This is a genomic window from Microbacterium sp. 22242, from assembly GCF_052045495.1.
Classification (GTDB): Bacteria; Actinomycetota; Actinomycetes; order Actinomycetales; family Microbacteriaceae; genus Microbacterium.
Genome location: NZ_JBQEOZ010000019.1, coordinates 47,751 through 66,261, shown reverse-complemented (window position 1 = coordinate 66,261; position 18,511 = coordinate 47,751). Strand labels below are relative to the sequence as shown.

At 67.9% G+C, this 18,511-nt stretch carries 16 protein-coding genes, 2 tRNA genes and 2 pseudogenes; 7 read left to right on the top strand and 13 right to left on the bottom strand.

Annotation, left to right across the window (positions count from 1 at the left end):
• Positions 1–72 precede the first annotated feature (72 nt).
• Positions 73–1,260, top strand: a complete 1,188-nt coding sequence (locus ACTJJZ_RS16445; RefSeq protein WP_440719109.1) for an IS481 family transposase — start codon at positions 73–75, stop codon at positions 1,258–1,260.
• A gap of 54 nt (positions 1,261–1,314) precedes the next feature.
• Here ACTJJZ_RS16445 and ACTJJZ_RS16440 read toward each other — a convergent pair.
• The 5 genes from ACTJJZ_RS16440 to ACTJJZ_RS16420 form a co-directional block, all read right to left on the bottom strand.
• A tRNA-Ala gene (locus tag ACTJJZ_RS16440) sits at positions 1,315–1,387 on the bottom strand.
• Between the two features lie 61 nt (positions 1,388–1,448).
• A tRNA-Ile gene (locus ACTJJZ_RS16435) sits at positions 1,449–1,522 on the bottom strand.
• A 54-nt stretch (positions 1,523–1,576) separates the two neighbouring features.
• Positions 1,577–2,476, bottom strand: a complete 900-nt coding sequence (locus ACTJJZ_RS16430) for a DUF4097 family beta strand repeat-containing protein (RefSeq protein WP_440722265.1) — start codon at positions 2,474–2,476, stop codon at positions 1,577–1,579.
• Entirely contained in the window at positions 2,473–3,204 is a 732-nt protein-coding gene (locus ACTJJZ_RS16425; RefSeq protein ID WP_440722264.1) for a LuxR C-terminal-related transcriptional regulator, read from the bottom strand. Before ACTJJZ_RS16425 ends, ACTJJZ_RS16430 begins: the two co-directional genes overlap by 4 nt.
• Positions 3,205–3,256: 52 nt before the next feature.
• Complete coding sequence (locus tag ACTJJZ_RS16420) at positions 3,257–4,543, bottom strand: sensor histidine kinase (protein ID WP_440722263.1); 1,287 nt, start codon at positions 4,541–4,543, stop codon at positions 3,257–3,259.
• A gap of 138 nt (positions 4,544–4,681) precedes the next feature.
• Between ACTJJZ_RS16420 and ACTJJZ_RS16415 the strand changes: the two genes are divergently transcribed.
• Positions 4,682–5,392, top strand: a complete 711-nt coding sequence (locus tag ACTJJZ_RS16415) for a VIT1/CCC1 transporter family protein (protein WP_440722262.1) — start codon at positions 4,682–4,684, stop codon at positions 5,390–5,392.
• 104 nt (positions 5,393–5,496) lie between these two features.
• On the opposite strand, the gene ACTJJZ_RS16410 is transcribed toward ACTJJZ_RS16415, so the two are convergent.
• The 8 genes and pseudogenes from ACTJJZ_RS16410 to ACTJJZ_RS16375 all read right to left on the bottom strand — a co-directional run.
• A complete protein-coding gene (locus tag ACTJJZ_RS16410; RefSeq protein ID WP_440722261.1) occupies positions 5,497–5,901 on the bottom strand; it encodes a DUF3566 domain-containing protein in 405 nt (134 codons plus the stop codon).
• Positions 5,898–8,450: a DNA gyrase subunit A gene (gyrA, locus tag ACTJJZ_RS16405; RefSeq protein WP_440722260.1), complete on the bottom strand. Its 2,553-nt coding sequence runs from the start codon at positions 8,448–8,450 to the stop codon at positions 5,898–5,900. The genes ACTJJZ_RS16410 and gyrA overlap by 4 nt, the downstream gene beginning before the upstream one ends.
• A 219-nt stretch (positions 8,451–8,669) precedes the next feature.
• Positions 8,670–10,769 (bottom strand): DNA topoisomerase (ATP-hydrolyzing) subunit B, encoded by a 2,100-nt coding sequence (gyrB, locus tag ACTJJZ_RS16400; RefSeq protein WP_440722259.1) that lies wholly within the window; start codon positions 10,767–10,769, stop codon positions 8,670–8,672.
• A gap of 117 nt (positions 10,770–10,886) precedes the next feature.
• The gene (locus ACTJJZ_RS16395; protein ID WP_440722258.1) at positions 10,887–11,378 is read right to left on the bottom strand and encodes a DUF721 domain-containing protein; all 492 of its coding nucleotides are present in this window, start codon (positions 11,376–11,378) and stop codon (positions 10,887–10,889) included.
• The gene (recF, locus tag ACTJJZ_RS16390; RefSeq protein ID WP_440722257.1) at positions 11,371–12,675 is read right to left on the bottom strand and encodes a DNA replication/repair protein RecF; all 1,305 of its coding nucleotides are present in this window, start codon (positions 12,673–12,675) and stop codon (positions 11,371–11,373) included. Before recF ends, ACTJJZ_RS16395 begins: the two co-directional genes overlap by 8 nt.
• Positions 12,676–12,727: 52 nt before the next feature.
• On the bottom strand, positions 12,728–13,867 hold the full coding sequence (gene dnaN, locus ACTJJZ_RS16385; protein ID WP_440722256.1) for a DNA polymerase III subunit beta: 1,140 nt from the start codon (positions 13,865–13,867) through the stop codon (positions 12,728–12,730).
• Between the two features lie 543 nt (positions 13,868–14,410).
• A pseudogene (gene dnaA / locus ACTJJZ_RS16380) lies at positions 14,411–15,667 on the bottom strand (chromosomal replication initiator protein DnaA); the annotation flags it as partial.
• Positions 15,640–15,811, bottom strand: a pseudogene (locus tag ACTJJZ_RS16375) (chromosomal replication initiator protein DnaA); the annotation flags it as partial. The pseudogenes ACTJJZ_RS16375 and dnaA, both read right to left, overlap by 28 nt.
• A 301-nt stretch (positions 15,812–16,112) precedes the next feature.
• Here ACTJJZ_RS16375 and rpmH point away from each other — a divergent pair.
• The 5 genes from rpmH to ACTJJZ_RS16350 are packed head-to-tail and all read left to right on the top strand — an operon-like array spanning position 16,113 to position 18,505.
• A complete protein-coding gene (rpmH, locus tag ACTJJZ_RS16370; RefSeq protein WP_043595303.1) occupies positions 16,113–16,250 on the top strand; it encodes a 50S ribosomal protein L34 in 138 nt (45 codons plus the stop codon).
• Between the two features lie 4 nt (positions 16,251–16,254).
• Positions 16,255–16,587: a ribonuclease P protein component gene (gene rnpA, locus ACTJJZ_RS16365; protein WP_440722255.1), complete on the top strand. Its 333-nt coding sequence runs from the start codon at positions 16,255–16,257 to the stop codon at positions 16,585–16,587.
• Positions 16,584–16,934: a membrane protein insertion efficiency factor YidD gene (gene yidD / locus ACTJJZ_RS16360; protein ID WP_440722254.1), complete on the top strand. Its 351-nt coding sequence runs from the start codon at positions 16,584–16,586 to the stop codon at positions 16,932–16,934. Before rnpA ends, yidD begins: the two co-directional genes overlap by 4 nt.
• Positions 16,935–16,937: 3 nt before the next feature.
• Complete coding sequence (gene yidC, locus ACTJJZ_RS16355; RefSeq protein WP_440722253.1) at positions 16,938–18,023, top strand: membrane protein insertase YidC; 1,086 nt, start codon at positions 16,938–16,940, stop codon at positions 18,021–18,023.
• Entirely contained in the window at positions 18,020–18,505 is a 486-nt protein-coding gene (locus ACTJJZ_RS16350) for a Jag family protein (RefSeq protein ID WP_440722252.1), read from the top strand. Before yidC ends, ACTJJZ_RS16350 begins: the two co-directional genes overlap by 4 nt.
• The last annotated feature ends 6 nt before the right edge of the window (positions 18,506–18,511 follow it).

Sequence of the window (18,511 nt, the reverse complement as noted above, 5' to 3'; positions counted from 1 at the left end):
TGTCTGGGTTCACGACATAGGCGACAGGTGATCGGCGACACGTGAGTCGCGTCATAGGCGACAGACTCAGGCATGTCGAAGCATCGCGTCGTCGTGTTGAAGATCATCGCCGGACAGCTCACAGTGACCGCCGCTGCGTGCGAGTACGGGCTCTCCCGCCAGTATCTCCACGTGCTGCTCGCCCGCTACCGTAAAGAGGGATTGGATGGCCTCGAGCCACACTCGCGCGCTCCGCTGACTTCGCCCCAGACGACGACCACCCGCGTCCGCGACCGTGTCATCGAACTGCGCCAACAGCTGACCTCGAACGGGCTCGATGCCGGCCCGGTCACGATCGCCTGGCATCTGCGAGAAGAAGGCCTACGAGCCCCGTCGACGTCCACGATCCGCCGGATCCTGCACACCGCTGGGCTGGTCACCCCCGAGCCGCGCAAACGCCCCCGTTCCTCCTACCTCCGTTTCGAAGCCGCCCGACCGAACGAGACCTGGCAGTCCGACTTCACCCACTGGCCCCTCGCGGACGACACCGACGTCGAGATCCTGAACTGGCTCGACGACCACTCCCGAAAACTGCTGTCCTGCACCGTCCACCACCCCGTCACCGGCGACGACGTCGTCACCACGTTCCTCACCTGCATCGACACCCACGGGCCGCCCGCGTCCACGCTCACCGACAACGGACGCGTCTACACCGCCCGACACGGAGGAGGCAGAAACGCCTTCGAATACACGCTCGCCGCGCTCAGCATCGTCCAGAAGAACGGTTCCCCGAACCACCCCCAGACCCAGGGCAAGATCGAACGCTTCCATCAAACCCTGAAACGCTGGCTCGCCGCCCGTCCCCGCGCCCGCACCGCGGCCGAGCTGCAGACCCAACTCGACGAGTTCCGCGAACACTACAACACGCGCCGACCGCACCGCGCGCTCGACGGAAGAACCCCGGCCGACACCTACGCCGCCTCCCCAAAAGCCGCCCCCACCGGGACCCCAGACACGGACCGGACGCACTACCGCCTCCGCTACGACCACGTCGCCGCCGACGGGAAGATCAGCTTCCGCCGCGCCGGGCGCATGCACCACCTCGGCATCGGCACCACCCACCGAGGCAAACGCGTCATCATCCTCGCCGACGAACACAGCACCACCGTGATCTCCCTCAACACCGGAGAGATCATCGCGACCAACACCATCGACCCAAGCAAAAGCTACTGGCGCAACAACGAGAGAGAGCCCGGCCGATGGCCGGACTCTCTCTCGTAACTTGTCACCTATGTCGCGACTCAGATGTCAACTATGTCCCGACTCATCACACTGTGGAGCCTAGGAGATTCGAACTCCTGACATCCTGCTTGCAAAGCAGGCGCTCTACCAACTGAGCTAAGGCCCCGAGATCATGGGGTTTCGACCGAATGAGCGGATCCGATTGCTCGGACCCGCTCACGTGTCGGTGGGGCTACCAGGACTTGAACCTGGGACCTCTTCATTATCAGTGAAGCGCTCTAACCGCCTGAGCTATAGCCCCGTATCAACCTCCAAGACTTTACCGGACGGCAGGGCAATCGCGAAATCGGTGCGGTCAGCTCCCGCTGCGCAGGGTGACGCCTCCTGCGGACAGGTTCACCTGGATACGGTGGTCGGCAGACGGGTCGGTCGGGATCCGCGCGTCCAGGGTTCCCGCCGAGACGTCCTTGGTCAGCGAGTACGACCCGGAGGGGACAGTGACGTCCATGGATCCGGCGCTGACGTCGAGCTTCACCAGGTCGGGGCGGCTCCCTGAGATGGTGGCGTCGAGCTGGCCGGCCGACATCGTCAGGTCGGCGGTGGTGACGTCGCTCAGGCGCAGATCGGCGGCACCGGCGTCGACGCGCGCGCTGACGGAGCTCGCGCTGCCGCTCACCGTGAGCCGGCCCGCGCTCACCTTCGTCGCCAGCGTGTCGAAGCGGCCCTGCGCGTCGAGCGAGCCGGCGTCGAGCCTGAGGTCGGCGTCCAGCGTCCCCTCCAGGTCCTGCGGCAGCGTGAGCTGCATCTCCGGTCCGTCCTGGAACCAGCTTCCGATCCACCACCCGAAGCCGGAACGCGGATTGTCGACGATGAGCTCGTCGCCCTGACGGCGCATCTTCCAGTCGCCGCTTCCGCGGCCCGCGCTCTGCAGCGTGGCCTGGGCGACGTCGGCGAAGCGGATGGTCACCGTTCCCGCGCTGGCGTCGAGGCTCAGCGTCTTCACGCCCTCCGCGTCGACGGAGATCCCGGATCCGTCCGCACGCGAACCGTCCACCGCCTGGGCCGTCGCGGCGACGGCGGACGCACCGCCCACGGACGCGAGCGCAAGGACCCCGACGATGATCCCGGCGATCGTGATCGCCGTCACGGCGCCCTTGCGCGGCTGTGCTGCCGGGGACGCTCCGCGGCTCGGATCCGTCGTGATCGTCGTGGCCGGCTCGGGGAGGATCGGATCCGGGGGAGTGAGGTCGGTCATCGGCTCGTTCCTGTCTGTGCGGACCCGGTGCGAGCGGGTGCGGTCTGCGGGCCGCTCAGGCCCGTGCTCTCGAGGTGGGCGATCGCGGCGAGCACGCGGCGGTTGCCCGACTCGTCCGGCTCGAGGCCGAGCTTCTGGAAGATCGCGGTGATGTGCTTCTCGACGCTCGCCGCGGAGAGGTACAGCGTCGCGGCGATGGCCTGGTTCGACTTGCCCTCGGCGATCATGGCGAGCACCGCGCGCTCACGGTCGGTGAGACTGAGCATGCGGTCGTCCTGGTTGCGGCGGGTGAGCAGCTGCGCGACGACCTCCGGGTCCAGGACGGTGGCTCCGGCCGCGATCCGCTCGACCGACTCGATGAACTCCGCCACATCGGCCACCCGATCCTTGAGCAGATAGCCGAGCGGTCCGGCGGATCCCTGCGCAGTGACGCCCTGAGCGGTGATCAGGTCGCTCGCGTAGCGCTCCTCCACGTACTGGGAGAGTACGAGCAGCGGAAGCTGCGGGACCCGGCGGCGCAGCGACAGCGCGGCACGGATCCCCTCATCCACGAACGTGGGCGGGAGGCGGACGTCCAGGATGCAGAGGTCGGGGGCGGAGGCGTCGACGGTCTCGTCGAGCGCCGAGGCGTCGGGGAGCGCCGCGACCACCTCGTGGCCGGTGTCCTCGAGCAGCCGGACCAGACCCTCGCGGAGAAGGACGGAGTCCTCGACGATCAGGATCCTCATGAGATCACCCTGCGCAGCCGGGCGTCGGAGCGCTGGTCGAGGAGCGGGCGGATCAGGATGCGCACGGGACGCTCACCTCCAGACTGGTCGGACCGCCCACGGGGCTGTCCAGGCGGATCGTCCCGCCGGCGGCGAGCGCGCGGTTCCCGATCCCGTCGAGACCACCGCCCGGCACGACGGTCGCACCGCCGATGCCGTTGTCTTCGACACGGGCCCAGAGCGTGCCTGCGTCGCGCACCCGCACCACGACCCGGCATTCGCTCGCCCGGGAGTGCTTGGCCGCGTTCGTGAGCGACTCCGCGATCGTGAAGTACACGGCCGCCTCGGCCTCGCGGGAGCACCGGCCGTCGAGCCGCACGTCGAGCGAGACCGGGACGGGCGAGCGTCCCGCGAGGGCCGACAGCGCCGCGTCGAGGCCGCGGTCGTCGAGCACCGAGGCGTGGATCCCGCGCGCGAGCTGGCGCAGCTCGGTGATCGCCGCCTTGGTCGACGTGTGCGCCTCGGCGATGAGCGCCTTGGCCGCCGCGGGATCGGTGTCGATCTTCTGCTGGGCCATGCCGAGGGTCATCCCGACCGAGACCAGGCGAGGCTGGACGCCGTCGTGCAGGTCGCGCTCGATGCGGGTGCGTTCGACGTCGGCCGCGCGCACGGCTCCCGCGCGCTGAGCCGTGCTCGTGCGGACCTGCTCGGTGAGGTCGAGAGCGCGATCGGGTGCGGCGACGATGCCGCGGGAGATGATGCGGTGCAGGAGTGCGACCCCGATGATGCCCAGGATCGACGCGGCGACGCCGAGGCCTCCGAACAGCGGCGCCCAGGTGACCGGGTAGGTCGTCCCCCAGCCGGTGTCGGCATCCGCGCCGCTGAACAGCGGCTGGAACGCGGTGACGGCCGACCAGCCGAACCAGGAGAACAGCCGCAGCACCAGACCGCCGAGGAAGCAGGCGATGGCGAAGTTCGCCAGTGCGCGCCACATCCGCCCGTTGTAGGCCTGACGCCACAGCGACAGCAGCCATCCCGAGAACCCGTCGCGGTCGCCGCGACGCCAGCGCAGCGCCGGGAGCTCGAAGCCGTAGAGGCCGTTCAGCCGGGCGATCTCGAACCAGGCGACGCCGAACAGGGCGTAGACCAGCCCGACCAGGAAGACCACGCCGACGCCGACGAACAGCAGTCCGAGGCTGATGCCGGCGAGACCTCCGAGGAGCCCTGCGACGGCCGATCCGACGACGCCGAGAGCCGCGAGCTCCACGATCGTCAGCAGCAGGCGGATCGGGGTGCGCTCGGCGGATCGGGGTGCGGGATCCGTCGCCGCGGGGGGATCGTAGGTCGGTGCTGCGGTCATGGGCTCCACGCTACGGGCGCGCCCGGCACGGCGGAACGGAGCGATCCCGACGAACCGGTTCGGGTTTTCCGTAACGGGCCGGGTTATGCATGCCTAGCCTGGATGGACGGAATCCGGCGCGCGTGCTTACGTGATCACATGACTGTGCATTCCGACGAACCCCACGGCACGGGCCTCGGTCAGCGTCTGAACTGGCTGCGCGCCGGCGTGCTCGGCGCGAACGACGGGATCGTGTCGGTCGCGTCGATCGTCGTCGGCGTCGCGGGTGCGACGACGGACAACTCCGCGATTCTCATCGCCGGCCTCGCCGGACTCGTCGGAGGCGCGGTCTCGATGGCGCTCGGCGAGTACGTGTCGGTGAGCAGCCAGCGCGACAGCGAGAACGCGCTCATCGCGAAAGAGCGCGAAGAGCTGCGCACCATGCCCGAGCAGGAGCTCGCCGAGCTCGCCGAGCTGTATCGGCGCCGCGGGCTCTCCGAGCAGACCGCGCAGCAGGTCGCCGAGGAGCTCACCGCCCACGACGCCCTGGCCGCCCACCTCGAGGTCGAGCTCGGGATCGACCAGGACGACCTCGTCAACCCCTGGCACGCCGCGATCTCCTCGGCGATCTCGTTCACGCTCGGCGCGCTGCTCCCGATGCTCGCGATCCTGCTTCCGCCGCCCGCCTGGCGGGTTCCGGTCACGTTCGCCACGGTGCTCGTCGCCCTGGGCGCGACAGGAGCGATGGCTGCCTGGATCGGCGGCTCCGGCCGGCTGCGCTCCTCGGTGCGGCTCGTCGTCGGCGGGGGACTGGCGCTGCTCGCGACCTGGCTCATCGGAACCCTGCTCGGCACGACCGGCGTCGTCTAGGCGCGATCGCCCAGGCGGCGTCTCGTCTCCATCGTGCGGTGGGACCACGTACGAAGGAAGGCCCGGATCCTCGGGGATGCGGGCCTTCCTGGCGAAGCGAGATGTCAGTTCGAGGTGAAGCCCACGAGCAGGCCGCCGGTCACCTTGACCGCGAGGTTGTAGATGCCCGCGATGATCGCGCCCAGCACGGTGAACACGATGAGGTTCAGGATCGCCACGACGGAGCCGAAGGCGAGCACCTGCGGGAGTCCGACGATCGAGCTCAGCTTGACGGCGCCGTCCGTGAAGCCGCCCACGAAGTCGTCCGCCTTGCCGATCAGCCCGGTCGCCGACATCACCAGGTAGATGAGCAGGAATGAGACCAGGGTCACGACGGCGATCGCGATGGCACCCAGGAACGACAGCTTGACCGCCGACCAGAAGTCGATGTAGACCAGGCGCAGCCGCACCTGCTTGCTGGACGTCTTCCGGGACGACTTCTTGGCGAGCTTGTCGGCTACGGTGCTCATGCGTCAGTTCCTTCGGGGGCTTCGGGGGCTTCTGTCTCGGGGGCCGTACCGGAGTCGTCGGACTCGTCGCTCTCGGCCAGGCCGCGCTCGGTGTTCCGGGCGATCGCAAGGATCCGATCGTCCTCGTCGGTCCGGGCGAAAACCACGCCCATGGTGTTACGACCCTTCGCCGGCACCTCGGCCACGGCAGAGCGTACCACCTTGCCGCTGGCAAGAACCACAAGGACCTCGTCGTCGTCCTGGACGATCAGACCGCCCGCGAGAATGCCCCGGTCATCGTTCAGTTTCGCGACCTTGATGCCCTGTCCGCCGCGCCCCTGGACCCGGTATTCCTCCACCGAGGTGCGCTTCGCGTAGCCACCGTCGGTGACCACGAACACGTAGCCGCCCTCGGTGACCAGCGACGCGGACAGCAGGCTGTCATCGCCGCTGAACCGCATGCCCTTGACGCCCTCGGTGGCCCGGCCCATCGGCCGCAGCGCCTCGTCGGTCGCCTGGAAGCGGACCGACATGCCGTGACGGCTGATGAGCAGCACGTCGTCGGTCGCGTTCGCGAGGAATGCGCTGACGAGCTCGTCGTCCTCGCGCAGCCGGATCGCGATGACGCCGCCCTGGCGGTTCGTGTCGTAGTCGCCGAGGCGGCTCTTCTTCACCAGGCCGCCGCGGGTGGCGAGCACCAGGTAATCGGCGGCCGTGTAGTCGCGGATGTCGAGGATCTGCGCGATCTTCTCCTCGGGCTGCAGCGCGAGGAGGTTCGCGACGTGCTGGCCCTTCGCGTCGCGGCCCGCCTCCGGGATCTCGTACGTCTTGGCGCGGTAGACCCTGCCCTTGTCGGTGAAGAACAGCAGCCAGTGGTGCGTGGTCGTGACGAAGAAGTGCTCGACCAGGTCGTCGGCCCGCAGCTGCGCGCCCTTCACGCCCTTGCCGCCCCGGTGCTGCGAGCGGTAGTTGTCGCTGCGGGTGCGCTTGATGTAGCCCTCACGGGTGACCGTGACGACCATCTCCTCCTCGGCGATGAGGTCTTCCATCGAGACGTCGCCGTCGAAGCCGTGCAGGATGTGCGTGCGCCGGTCGTCGCCGAACCGGTCCACGATCGCGGTGAGCTCGTCGCGGATGATCCCGCGCTGCAGCGCCGGATCCGCGATGATCGCCTTGTACTTGACGATCTGCGCCTCGAGCTCGGTGGCCTCGTCGATGATCTTCTGACGCTCGAGGGCTGCGAGGCGGCGCAGCTGCATGTCGAGGATCGCGAGCGCCTGGTCGTAGTCGATCTCCAGGAGCCGCTGCAGTCCCTCGTTCGCCTCCTGCGCCGAGGGGGAGCGACGGATCAGCGCGATGACCTCGTCGAGCGCGTCGAGCGCCTTGAGGTAGCCGCGCAGGATGTGCATGCGCGCCTCGGCCTTCGCCAGGCGGAAGGTCGTGCGGCGCACGATCACATCGATCTGGTGGTCGAGCCAGTGCATGATGAAGCCGTCGAGGGCGAGCGTGCGCGGCACGCCGTCCACGATCGCGAGCATGTTCGCGCCGAAGTTGTCCTGCAGCTGGGTGTGCTTGTACAGGTTGTTCAGCACGACCTTGGCGACCGCGTCGCGCTTGAGCACGACCACGAGACGCTGGCCCGTGCGATCGCTGGTCTCGTCGCGGATGTCGGCGATGCCCGCGATCTTGCCCTCGCGCACCAGGTCGCCGATCTTCACGGCGAGGTTGTCGGGGTTGACCTGATACGGCAGTTCGGTGATCACGAGGCACGTGCGGCCCTGGATCTCCTCGACGCCGACGACCGCGCGCATGGTGATGGATCCGCGTCCGGTGCGGTACGCCTCGTGGATCCCCTTGGTGCCGAGGATCTGCGCGCCGGTCGGGAAGTCCGGGCCCGGCACGCGCTGGATCAGTCCCTCGAGCAGCTCCTCGCGGGGCAGGTCGGGGTTCTCCAGCGCCCACAGCGCGGCCTCGGAGACCTCCCGCAGGTTATGCGGCGGGATGTTCGTGGCCATGCCGACCGCGATGCCGACGGATCCGTTGACCAGCAGGTTCGGGAATCGGGCCGGCAGCACGTCGGGCTCCTGCGTCTGCCCGTCGTAGTTGTCGGAGAAGTCGACGGTCTCCTCTTCGATGTCGCGCACCATCTCGAGCGCGAGGGGAGCCATCTTCGTCTCGGTGTACCGGGGGGCGGCGGCGCCCATGTTGCCGGGGGAGCCGAAGTTTCCCTGGCCGAGTGCGAGCGGGTAGCGCAGCGACCACGGCTGCACCAGGCGCACGAGCGCGTCGTAGATCGCGGAGTCGCCGTGCGGGTGGTACTGACCCATCACTTCGCCGACCACGCGGGCGCACTTGGAGAACGACTTGTCGGGGCGGAAGCCGCCGTCGTACATGCCGTAGATCACGCGGCGATGCACCGGCTTGAGCCCGTCGCGCACGTCGGGCAGCGCGCGGCCGACGATGACGGCCATCGCGTAGTCGAGGTACGACCGCTGCATCTCCGACTGCAGATCGACCTGGTCGATCTTGCCGTGGTTGTGCTCGGGCTCGGGGCGGCTTTCGTCAGTCATGTCTTCTCTTCGTCTTGCCGTTCGGTGTTGTCCGGGGCCGGGCTTCGTGGAAGCGGCCGGGCTCCGGGTCGGGATTCCGAGGAATCAGCGGGGTCCTTCCCGCTGCGCGGGCCCCTCCCGATATTCCTCGGAATCCCGGCCCTCCGCCCTTCTCTTGTCCGGCCTCGCCCTCCGTCGTTCGTAGAGGCGCGGCCCGCGTCTTCGCTTGTGTCGTGGGGGTCAGATGTCCAGGAAGCGGACGTCCTTGGCGTTGCGCTGGATGAAGCTGCGACGCGATTCGACGTCCTCGCCCATCAGCACGCTGAAGATCTCGTCCGCGGCCGCGGCGTCGTCGATGGTCACCTGGCGCAGCGTCCTGGTGGTGTGGTCCATCGTGGTCTCCCACAGCTCCTTGGCGTTCATCTCGCCGAGACCCTTGTAGCGCTGGATGCCGGCGTCCTTCGGGATCCGCTTGCCGTTGGCCAAGCCGTCCTGCAGCAGCGCGTCCCGCTCGGCGTCCGAGTACACGTACTCGTGCGGCGCGTTCGTCCACTTCAGGCGGTACAGCGGCGGCATCGCGAGGAACACGAAACCGGCCTCGATGAGGCCGCGCATGTAGCGGAACAGCAGGGTGAGCAGCAGGGTCGTGATGTGCTGGCCGTCCACGTCGGCATCGGCCATCAGCACGATCTTGTGGTACCGCGCCTTGTCCAGGTCGAAGTCCTCGCCGATGCCCGTGCCGAAGGCCTGGATCATCGCCTGGACCTCCTTGTTGGCGAGCGCCTTGTCGAGACGCGCGCGCTCGACGTTCAGGATCTTGCCGCGCAGCGCCAGGATCGCCTGGGTGTGCGGGTCGCGCCCCTGCACGGCCGATCCGCCGGCCGAGTCGCCCTCCACCAGGAAGATCTCCGAGATGGACGGATCCTTGCTCGTGCAGTCCTTGAGCTTGTCCGGCATCGCGGCCGACTCGAACACGCTCTTGCGCCGGGCGGTCTCGCGCGCCTTGCGCGCCGCCAGCCGCGCGGTGGCGGCGTCGATCGCCTTCCGGATCACGTTCTTCGCCTGCGCCGGGTTGCGGTCGAACCAGTCGCCGAGCTGGTCGCCGACCACCTTCTGGGTGAAGGCCTTGGCCTCGGTGTTGCCGAGCTTGGTCTTGGTCTGACCCTCGAACTGCGGCTCGCCGAGCTTGATCGAGATGACCGCGGTGAGGCCCTCGCGCACGTCGTCGCCGGAGAGGTTCTCGTCCTTCTCCTTGAGCAGGTTGTTCGCGCGGGCGTAGCGGTTCACCAGCGAGGTGAGCGCCGCGCGGAAGCCCTCCTCGTGCGTGCCGCCCTCGTGCGTGTTGATGGTGTTCGCGTAGGTGAACACGTTCTCGGTGTAGCCGGTGGTCCACTGCATCGCGACCTCGAGCGAGATCTTGCGCTCCGAGTCCTCGGACTCGAAGGCGATGATCTCGTCGTTGACCACCTCGGCGCGGCGCACGTGGTTGAGGTACTCGACGTAGTCGACCAGGCCGCGCTCGTAGAGGAACACGTCCCCGCGCTGCTTCGTGACGACGGTGCCCTCGACCTCCTCGTCGACCGTGGCACCGGCGCGCTCGTCGTGCAGCTCGATGCGCAGCCCCTTGTTCAGGAACGCCATCTGCTGGAACCGGGTGCGCAGAGTGTCGTAGTCGAAGTCGACCGTCTCGGTGAAGATCGTCGGGTCCGGCCAGAAGGTGATGGTCGTACCGGTCTCGTCGGTCGGCTCGCCCTTCTCCAGCTGCTGCTGCGGGTGGCCGCCGTTCGCGAAGCTGTGCCGCCAGACGAAGCCCTGGCGCTTGATCTCGACCTCGAAGCGGGTCGAGAGCGCGTTCACGACAGAGGATCCGACGCCGTGCAGACCGCCGGAGACCGCGTATCCGCCGCCGCCGAACTTTCCGCCGGCGTGCAGGATCGTGAGCACGACCTCGACCGTCGACTTGTTCGGGTCGGAGGAGTGCGGGTCGACCGGGATGCCGCGCCCGTAGTCGATGACGCGGATGCCGCCGTCGGCGAGGATCGTCACGATGATCGCGTCGTTCGCGCCGGCGAGCGCCTCGTCCACCGAGTTGTCCACGATCTCGTAGACGAGGTGGTGCAGACCACGCGGACCGGTGGATCCGATGTACATGCCGGGACGCTTGCGCACGGCCTCGAGACCCTCGAGGATCTGGATCTCGTCGGCGCCGTACGCGGCTGCCTGTCCGCTCGCCTTCGCCGGTGAGGATACCGTGGCGGAGCCGGGTGCCTCTGAAGCTCCCGTCGGGGTCGATTCGCTCTCGGTCGATTCGTTCGCGTCAGAGGTGTTTTCAGGTGTCATCTGAGAGGAGGCTCCACATCGAAATCTAGGCCTTCAGTCTATCGGAAACCGTTCTCAATGTCGCGTTGTACGGCGTTCTGCGCGCCTGAATCCTCCGTGAACGGGATGGATCATGTCCTAGCCGTAGGTATCGCGCGGGCCGCGCCCTGGAGCGACTCTGGGGCCCCATTTCCAGGACGGGACGTCCGGCCCGACGAAGCGCAGGTTCTGCACCCCTGCCTCGGGATACCTGCGGCCGATCTCGGTGATGATCACGGCACGCATGTACTGCAGGTTCTTCGCCCACGCCGTCGAGTCGCATTTCACCGTGAGCATGCCGCCCTCGAGCGACACCGGCTCGGAGTGCTTGGCGGTGTCGGGCCCGGCGAGTTCGGCCCACTGCAGTACGAGGTCCTCACGGCTGAGCGCGGCCTCCCAGCCGGAGTCGCGGGTGAGCTTGGCGAGCACGTCGCCGAGGGATCCGGGGTCCCGGCCGGGGGTGAACGGTGCGTTGTCGTCGTCGACCAGGCGCTTCTTGCGCTTCCAGTTCTTCGAGCTCGGCTTCAGCCCGCGCAGCCGCAGGTAGGTCGCGACCGTCTCGGGGACGTCGGGTTCCGCGGGTTCAGGCATTCGCGCTCTCCGTTCCCTCGGTCGCTGCGGTCGGCGAAGCGTCCTCGTCCGACGCCGAGGTCCCTTCGACAGGCTCGGGGACCGACGGGACCGGGTCAGGGACCGACGGGACAGGCCGGACCGGCTCGGGGACCGACTGCTCGCGTTCGTCGGAGATCGTGCCGGCCGAGATCCGCACCACGTGGCGGTGCAGAACCTCGGGGATGTCCTCCTCGACGGCGGCCGTGACGATGACCTGCTCGTATCCCGCGGTGATCCCGGCGAGGCGCTGCCGGCGCTCGGCGTCGAGCTCCGCGAAGACGTCGTCCAGGATCAGCACCGGATCACCCGCGGGGGACTCGCGCCGCAGCAGCTCGGCCGAGGCGAGGCGCAGGGCGAGCGCCACCGACCAGGACTCCCCGTGCGAGGCGTAGCCCTTGACCGGGAGATCACGCACCCGCAGCACCAGGTCGTCCCGGTGCGGCCCGACCAGCGTGAGCCCGCGCTCGAGCTCGGCCGGGCGCTTGGCCGCGAGGGCCGCACGGAACAGGTCGGCGGTGCCGGCGGATCCGGTGACCTGGTCGGCCGACTCCTGGCCCTCGCTCTCCTCGGGGTCTCCGCCGCGGATCGACTGCGCCCACTGCAGCCGCGGATCGTGGTCGGCGCCCGCGATCGCCGCGTACGAGTCCGCGACGCCGGGCTGCAGGTCTGCGGCGAGGCGCGTGCGGGCGTCGATGATCTCTGCACCGAGCGCGATGAGCTTGTCGTCCCACACGTCGAGGGTGGTGAGCGCCTCGGCCTTGATGCCCCGGGCACGAGCCGACTTCAGCAGCGCGGTGCGCTGTCGCAGCACCCGGTCGTAGTCGCCGAGCACCGCGGACATGCGCGGCGTGCGCTGGATCAGCAGCTGGTCCGCGAACCGGCGCCGGGCAGACGGATCCCCCCGGACGATCTGCAGATCCTCCGGCGCGAACAGCACCACGTGGGCGTAACGTGGCAGGTCGGCGGTGCGCCCCGGTGCGGCGTTGATCCGCGCCTTGTTGGATCCCTGCCGGTTGATCTGCACCTCGATCAGGACTTTCCGCTGACCGTGCGCGAGGCGGGCACGCACGATCGCCGCCTCGTACCCGTCGCGGACCATCGGTGCGTCGGAGGAGACGCGATGCGAGGCGAGCGTCGCGAGGAACACGATCGCCTCGGCGAGGTTCGTCTTGCCCTGCCCGTTGCGGCCGACCAGGACGTTCGGACCGCGGTGCAGCGTGAGTTCGGCGGTCGCGTAATTGCGGAAGTCGACGAGGCTGAGATGCTCCACAATCACCCGAGCAACCTTACCCGCGGGCACCGACAGGGGACCCTGCCGCGGACTCGGCTCAGCGCAGCAGCAGGTTGGGCTGCAGCAGGTACTTGAACGAGTCGAGACCCGCCTGCTCGACCGACGTCTGGCTGGTGATCAGCACCGGACTGAGCTTGTTCGCGTTGTCCGACGACGTGAACGTCACCCGCACGAACTCGCTCTTCACGGCACCGAGGGCCTCGAGCAGGTACTGCGGGTTCAGGCCGAGGGTGACCTCGCCGCCGTTGAGGTGCGCGTCGACGGACTCCGAGGCGCGGGCCTGCTCGCCGCCGGACGCGTCCATGGTGACCGCCGAGGTGTCGAACGTGAAGCGCAGCGGGGCGGAACGGTCCAGCACGAGGGCGACGCGGCGCACGGCCTCGGTGAGATCCGCGGTGCTCACGACGGCGTGGTGATCGGTCTGCTCCGGGAACAGCCGGCGCACGGGCGGGAAGTTGCCCTTGATCAGCAGCGAGGTGACGGTCTTGTTGCCGGCGGTGAACGCGATGATCTCGCGGTCACCCGCTCCCGAGAACGAGATCTGGATCGTGCCGGCGTGACCGAAGGTCTTTCCGACCTCCTGCAGGGTGCGGGCGGGCACGAGAGCGGTCTGCTCGACCGACTCGCCGTCCCAGGGGACATCGCGCAGCGAGACGCGGTAGCGGTCGGTCGCGACGAGACTGAGGGCGTTGCCGGTGACCTCGAGCTGCACGCCGGTGAGGACGGGGGTGACATCGTCGCGCGAGGCGGCGAAGGCGACCTGTGCGATCGCGGTGCTGAAGTCCTCCGCGGGAACCAGGCCGGAGGTGCCGGACACCTCGGGGATCGAGGGATATTCCTCGACCGGCATGGCCGCGAGCGTGAACCGCGCGGATCCGCAGCGCACGGCGATCCCGCCGTCCTCCTCGACAGCGATCTCGATCGGGGCGTTCGGCAGCCGGCTGGCGATGTCGGAGAGCAGACGGCCGTGCACCAGGATCGTGCCTGGCTCGTCGACCGTCGCGTCGATCGTCGTCCGCGCGGAGGCCTCGTAGTCGAAGGCGGAGAGGGTCAGCCCGTCCGGTCCGGCCTCGATCAGCACGCCGGCGAGGATCGGCTGCGGGTTGCGCTGGGGCAGCAGTTTGACGACGAAGGACACTGCTTCGCTGAAGACATCGCGATTGACCTGGAACCTCACCGGCGCTCCTTCGTCGTTGGATCGCGGAGGGTCATGTCGGACACGCCTTCCGCTGCATGGCGAACGCCACGGGCTCCCATGCTAATGCCATGGTCGCGCGCTCCGGGGTCGCGGGGGACGGCGGCGCCTCCCATCAGCTCGTCGGCAGCGGTTCGCGGTTCGTGATCGGGGACCGCTCGGCGCTCGACCACGATCCGGCAGACGGATCCATCCCCAGGCCGGTCCTGGAAGGTCATCGATGGACCTGAATCTCAAAAGGGTTCTTAACGGTGTTAACGCCTGTGGATACTGTGGATAAGTCTGGGGATGCTTTACGGGACAAGGGAACTACACGTCTGTCAGTTGTGGAGATCCTGCGGAATCACTGGGGTCTCGGTCGGTCCCCCGGGAGCCGGGAGACCGAAGTTATCCACAGTTCCGGGGTTCCTGTGGGGATCGGCGAGGGTGCGGACGCCGAGATATCCCCAAGTTATCCACATGTGGACTCTTGGCCCCGGTCGTGCAATGATCCTCCGTCGCGATCCGCGTTCCGGACCTGCGGGGTCAGCGCCGGCTGAGCTGCGCGGTGATCTCGGTCACCTGGTTGAAGATCGCGCGGCGCTCCTTCATGAGCTCGCTGATCTTCTTGTAGGCGTACATCACGGTGGTGTGGTCGCGGTTGCCGAAGAGCTGACCGATCTTGGGCAGCGAGAGGTTGGTGCGCTCGCGGCACAGGTACATCGCGATCTGCCGGGCGGTCGCGATCTGCTGCGAGCGGCTCGATCCGTACAGGTCGTCTTCGCTGAGCTTGAAGTAGTTCGCGGTCGTCGTGATGATGTCGGTCGGCGAGATGATGCTGTCCTCGTCCTGATCCACGATGTCGCGCAGCGCGGTCTGCGCGGTGGCGATGTCGAGCGCCGACCGGTTCAGGTTCGCGAAGGCGGTGGCGCGGATGAGCGCACCCTCGAGCTCGCGGATGTTGGACGAGACCTTGGTGGCGATGTACTCGAGCACGTCGTCCGGCACGTGCAGCTGCTCGCTCTGCGCCTTCTTGCGGAGGATCGCGATGCGCGTCTCGAGGTCGGGCGCCTGCACGTCGGTGATCAGGCCCCACTCGAACCGGCTGCGCATGCGCTCCTCGAAGCCGGTGAGGTGCTTGGGCGGCACGTCGCTGGTGATCACGACCTGCTTGTTGTGGTCGTGCAGCTGGTTGAACGTGTGGAAGAACGCCTCCTGCGTCTCCGCGCGGCCCTGCAGGAACTGGATGTCGTCGATCATCAGGATGTCGACCTCGCGATAGCGCGCCTGGAAGGCGGATCCGCGGTTGTTCGCGATCGAGTTGATGAAGTCGTTCGTGAACTCCTCGCTCGACACGTAGCGGACCTTCACCCCCGCGTACAGGGATTGCGCGTAGTCGCCGATCGCGTGCAGCAGGTGGGTCTTGCCCAGTCCCGGGCCGCCGTAGATGAACAGCGGGTTGTACGCCTTCGCGGGGGCCTCGGCGACTGCGACCGCGGCCGCATGCGCGAACCGGTTGGACTGCCCGATCACGAAGTTGTCGAACACGTACTTCGGGTTCAGCCGGGATTCGTGGCGGATCGGGGTGGGCTGCTGCTCGATCGGGGAATCGATGCGCGCGGAGTCGGTGCGTCCGGAGGCGAAGTCGGCGACCGGGATCGGAACCGTCTGCTGTTCGACCATGTCGTGGTTGACGGTGACGCGGAACGAGGTGACCTCGTCGCCGATGCGGGAGAGGGCCTCCATGATCGGCAGCCGCAGGCGCTTGTTGATCTGTCCGGCGGTGAGGTCGTTCGGCACCTCGAGGTAGAGCGTCGCGGTCATGACCCCGGCGGGAACCGCCAGGTTGAGGAAGCCCTGAAGCGGGGCGGTGACCCGATCGTCCGCGGCCAGCTCGGCGAGCAGCTCGTCCCAGATCGGCACGTCGGACGCTGTGGCTGCTGACATTGTTCCCCCGGCGACTCGGCACGGCGGCGGAAGGGATCGCGCTGCCTGTGGATAACTGCTCGTGCCACGGTAGTCAGCGCGGGCGTCGAGAGCAACCTGTGACTGGTCTGTCCCGGAGGCGTGTCCCTGTGGGCAGATCGATCCACAGGTGTGGATAATGGCGATTCCGCCTGCTCGGTTTGCGATGTGGGGGCCGACGTCGTAGCCTTAATCGGTTGACTTATGCCTGTTCGGCATCCTTTTGTCCACCTCGTCTCCGGCAGCATGCGATCCCGGTGACAGCTTCCCTCCCGGAGAAATCATGAGCAAGCGCACTTTCCAGCCCAACAACCGTCGTCGCGCCAAGAAGCACGGCTTCCGCGCCCGCATGCGCACTCGTGCCGGCCGCGCGATCCTCGCGGCTCGTCGCGGAAAGGGCCGCACCGAGCTCTCGGCGTAAATCCGTGCTCGCCCGCCCGTATCGCATCACGCGCGGGTCCGACTACCGCACGGTGGTCCGGCGCGGGCGACGGCACGGCGGGCCCCGGCTGATCCTCTCGGTGCTCGACACGGGGGATCCTCGTCCGGCTCGGTTCGGTTTCATCATCAGCAAGCAAGTGGGGAACGCGGTTGTCCGCAACACCGTGCGTCGGCGTCTCAAGGACGTCTGTGCACGGCAGCTTCCCCTGCCCGACGGCGTGGATGTCGTGATCCGCGCGCTTCCCGCCGCGGCTGCAGCGCCGTTCTCCGAGCTGCTGTCGGACGTGGAACGGGCCCTGCAGCGAGGCGTGCGATGAGCGCGCTGCCGGCGTATTCGCGGGGCACTGCGCAGCTGCACGCCGCGGACGCCCTCCGCACGATCCCGCTGCTGCCGCGGAATCTGCTGCTCGGGCTGCTCGCGGTGTATCGCACGGTGATCTCCCCGCTGTACGGAGACGTGTGCAGCTACTACCCATCGTGTTCCGCCTACGCTGTAGGTGCGGTGCAGCAGCACGGCGCGGTGAAGGGCGCAGTCCTCTCGGCGTGGCGGATCCTGCGCTGCAATCCCTGGAGCCACGGCGGTGTGGACGACGTACCGCTGCACAAGAACTTCCGACACGCCCTCACGTCCCGAGGATTCGTCGTCCCTTCCCGAAAGGACTGATCAGTGGGTTACGACCTCCTGCTTGCCGCGTCCACGTCGACGCCCGCTCCCTCGAGTGGCGGCTTCGACCTGCTCGGCACCGTCATGTGGCCGTTCAAGGCACTGGTCGAGGCGATCCTCGTCGCCTGGCACTGGCTGTTCACCGCGATCGGGCTGCATGGCGCCGCCGGTCTCACCTGGGTGCTGTCGATCATCGGCCTCGTGCTGGTGATCCGCGCGGCGGTCTTCCCGCTCTTCGTGCGGCAGATCAAGAGCCAGCGCAAGATGATGGAAATCGCCCCTGAACTGAAGAAAGTCCAGGAGAAGTACAAGGGCAAGCGCGATCAGCTGAGCCGTGAGGCGATGAGTCGCGAGACCATGGCGCTGTACAAGAAGCACGGTACGACACCGTTGTCGAGCTGCCTGCCGCTGCTTGTGCAGATGCCCTTCCTGCTCGGCATGTTCTACACGTTGAGCGATGTGAAGAAGCACGCTCTCGCCGGCGAAGGCGGAGTGTGGCTGCTCACGAAGGAGCTGACGAAGCAGTTCTACGACGCCACGCTCTTCGGAGTGGCACCGCTGCACACCAGCCTGGTGGACGCGGTGCAGCACAAGCCCGCCGGCTGGGAGACGACCGTCGCGATCCTCGTCGTCCTGGTGATCCTGATGATCGGATCGCAGTTCTTCACGCAGCTGCAGATCATCTCGAAGAACCTCGCACCCGAGGCGAAGACCGGCCAGGCGTACCAGATGCAGCGCATCATGCTGTACATCCTCCCGCTCGGCTTCATCTTCTCGGGTCTGTTCTTCCCGCTCGGCGTCGTCATCTACTGGTTCATCAGCAACCTGTGGACCATGGGACAGCAGTTCCTCGTGCTTCGCGAGATGCCCACCCCGGGTTCGGACGCCGCCAAGGCGCGTGAGGAGCGCCTGGCGCGCAAGGGCAAGGCGATCAACTCAGAGGGCAAGATCGTGCCGATGGCCGCGTACCAGGCCGAGCAGCAGAAGATGCTCGAGGATGCCGAGCGCCTGCGCGCGCAGCAGCCGAAGCGGCAGCAGCCGAAGAGCGCCAAGCGCGCCAAGAGGGAGCAGAACGGGAGCGGGGCATGACCGAACAGGGCGCTGCGGAGCCGACGGTCGCCGAACTCGAGCACGAGGGCGACATCGCGGCCGACTTCATCGAGGGTCTGCTGGACATCGCGGACATCGACGGTGATCTGACGCTGGATGTGAAGCAGGGACGCGCCTACGTCTCGGTTGAGGCGGAAGGCGACGCACTGCGTCTCCTGTCGGCACCCGACACCGTGCAGGCGCTGCAGGAGCTGACTCGGCTCGCGGTGCAGAACGCCACGGGATCCTTCTCCCGCCTGATCCTCGACGTCGCTGGATCCCGTGACGCGCGACGCTCTCAGCTCGAGCGGCTGGTGGACTCCGCCGTGGCGAAACTGGATGAGGGAGCCTCGCAGGCCTCGCTGCCGTCGATGTCGAGCTACGAGCGCAAGCTGGTGCATGACATCGCGTCGGAGCGCGGGCTGGTCTCCGAGTCCTACGGTGAGGGTCCGACGCGTCACACCGTGATCCGCCGACGCTGACGTTTC